The organism is Psychrobacter piscatorii (genome assembly GCF_001444505.1).
GTDB classification, from domain to species: Bacteria; Pseudomonadota; Gammaproteobacteria; order Pseudomonadales; family Moraxellaceae; genus Psychrobacter; species Psychrobacter piscatorii_B.
This window is the reverse complement of record NZ_LNDJ01000018.1, coordinates 1-2,540: the sequence shown is the minus strand read 5'-3', so window position 1 is coordinate 2,540 and position 2,540 is coordinate 1. Positions and strand designations below refer to the sequence as shown.

Sequence of the window (2,540 nt, the reverse complement as noted above, 5' to 3'; positions counted from 1 at the left end):
TGAAGCTGTTTGCTGGTATCATTAATTCCGAGCTTAACCTATGACTTTTGCAAGAGGTCTAATAGAGACTATTTTTTGTTGGGTTTCTTATTTACCCACATATATAAATTACGTTCGCCAAACAACCTTTATCAAAAATACTGAGCACCCTTATGACGACAACTGAGCATAAAAATACAGCCGTGAATAATATGGAACCACTATTTGCTAAAGATTATAACGTCTACATCAACCATACGGATGCAGGCGGCATCGTTTATCATGCCAACCATCTGGTGTTTTTTGAAAACTGCCGCCGTGATTGGTTTACCAAACTGGGCTTAAACGGATACTTTTTGCAAACTGATGATGGCGACATACAGCATTTTGTCGTGAGTCAGGCGGATTTACAATACAAGAGAGCCATTCTCTTAGATGAAGTCATCTCTGTACGTATCGATAAAGTAGAGCTAAAGCCTGCTAGCATCATATTTTATCAAAGCATTCATCGCAGCACATCAGACAAAACTAGTAGCCAGATATTAAGTAGCACCAAAATCGTCATTGCTTGTGTACAAAACCTCGTTAAGCCAGAACCAATGGCTAATAACGAAACAAATAACGCTCAACCTGACAACGCAGTAAATACCACACCCATGCGACCTATCCGTGTACCAAAAGAATTACGAGATGCCATTGAACAAGCCATTAGTGAGCAAACGAACGAGCGACTGTAGAACGCTATGCGCATTGATCCTGATAGACCCTTGCTTGAATTTAATAATCTCTGGGTGCATGGCAGGCCGGTAGTCGGTAGCGATAATCCTAAGCATAGTAGTGGTGAACAGACAAAAATCTTTGTACCGCATAAACTCTATCAAAGGTGGTTAAATAAGCGACAAAAAAATGCGCTATCTGATGGACTATCGCCTCATAGCCGCATATTGATAAACGGTGCGAGTGGCAAGCTACTATCAGGACAAATCACCGTGTTGACAGGGGCTTCTGGTAGTGGCAAATCTGTCCTTTTGCGGGTGCTGGCAGGATTGTTGCCGATGAGCACTGGTGATATTCATTTGCGTAGTGATGCCACGCCACATCAGCGAGATGAAAGCATTCACGCCACATCGCCAATTACTTGGCGCAAGCAAGTGGCGCTGCTTGCTCAACAGCCACAGCTGTTAGAGGGCAATGTCCTTGATAATTTAAAGATGCCTTATGCTTTAGACGCGCATCAGACCCAAAGTTTTGATATAAACTGGCATTTGACCCAACTTGCGTCTTTGAATAAAAATGCAGACTTTTTGCAACAAGAGGCCAACCACTTATCGGGTGGTGAGCGTCAGCTGGTCAATACCTTACGCCTACTACAACTCAATCCGCGAGTACTATTACTAGATGAGCCAACCGCCGCGCTAGATATCGACACCTCAGCGCAGTTGGTCAGCTTGCTGATGAGATGGTTGCAGGCCAACAGGCAGCGCTCGTTATTATGGGTAACTCACGATACCAAAGAGATTATGTCATTGGCCAGTAGACATTGGCATATGCAAGCAGGTGTACTAACCGAAGCGCTCTAGGGCACGATATGATGCTCAAAAACTTGCTCGAAACCTTCATTACATCGTGCTCATGACATTACTGCCTTCCTTTATAATGAGCCCCATCAACGGTATGAATCATATGCAAGTATTTTTAACTTACAGTGATATTGCGCTTGCCAGCGGTCTGATTATCATCGTATTACTCATATCATGGCAGCTGCGTTTGAAGCTGACGAGCACACTCTTAATGGCCGCTGTTCGTACAATCGTGCAGCTGAGCTTTATCGGTCTGATACTGGCATGGATTTTTGCCCGTGAGCAGTGGTATGAGGTCCTGCTGATTTTGACCATCATGACTCTGATTGCAGGGAGTGCTGCCAAAAATCGTGTCAAACGCAGCTATAAAGGGTTGCTAACCGATACGCTAATAGCCGTCGGCACCTCAGCGACACTGGTCACTGCAATAGCGATGATCGTTATCCTAAGAGTGCAGCCTTGGTATACGCCGCAATTTATTATTCCTATACTGGGCCTGATACTAGGCAACTCTTTGACTGCCATCTCCTTAACGAGCAATCAGCTGATTGAAACTTTTCATGAGCAGCAAGGGCGTATCGAGATGATGCTGAGTCTTTCAGCTCGACCATTTGAGGCCGTCCATGAGCAGATTCGTGCCGCAATCACAAATGGCATGACCCCAACGCTCAACTCCATGTTGGTCGTCGGTATTGTCAGCTTGCCCGGTATGATGACGGGGCAAATACTGGCTGGCGCCGACCCCACTCAAGCGGTACGCTATCAGATAGTGACGATGTTTTTGATATGTGTAAGTAGTACGCTTGGCTGTACGATTAGCGCCTTACTGATTTATCGACGCTTTTTTAATAAAAATCAGCAATTTACTTTACCTCGTTAGTTTCTCCTTTGATCTTATCTCTCAGGTTGACGATCAAGCGTTATCATTCTAAAAAACCAGACCGTTGTTTATCCATAGTCAATCAATATTAAAAGTGGTAC

Annotated in this window: 3 protein-coding genes; all 3 read left to right on the top strand. The window is 44.4% G+C overall.

Annotated features, from left to right (window positions below):
* Positions 1-152: 152 nt before the first annotated feature.
* The 3 genes from AS194_RS01525 to AS194_RS01515 all read left to right on the top strand — a co-directional run bounded on the left by AS194_RS01525 (position 153) and on the right by AS194_RS01515 (position 2,439).
* Positions 153-716, top strand: coding sequence for a thioesterase family protein (locus AS194_RS01525; protein WP_058023732.1), 564 nt, complete (start codon positions 153-155; stop codon positions 714-716).
* A gap of 6 nt (positions 717-722) precedes the next feature.
* Positions 723-1,559 carry an ATP-binding cassette domain-containing protein gene (locus AS194_RS01520; protein WP_058023731.1) on the top strand — a complete coding sequence of 279 codons (837 nt, stop codon included), beginning with the start codon at positions 723-725 and terminating at the stop codon, positions 1,557-1,559.
* Between the two features lie 103 nt (positions 1,560-1,662).
* Positions 1,663-2,439, top strand: coding sequence for an ABC transporter permease (locus AS194_RS01515; protein ID WP_152978580.1), 777 nt, complete (start codon positions 1,663-1,665; stop codon positions 2,437-2,439).
* Positions 2,440-2,540: the final 101 nt, after the last annotated feature.

Coding starts and splice junctions, on each gene's coding strand:
- AS194_RS01520 (WP_058023731.1), top strand. CDS start 723: ATGCGCATTGATCCTGATAGACCCTTGCTTGAATTTAATAATCTCTGG.
- AS194_RS01515 (WP_152978580.1), top strand. CDS start 1,663: ATGCAAGTATTTTTAACTTACAGTGATATTGCGCTTGCCAGCGGTCTG.
- AS194_RS01525 (WP_058023732.1), top strand. CDS start 153: ATGACGACAACTGAGCATAAAAATACAGCCGTGAATAATATGGAACCA.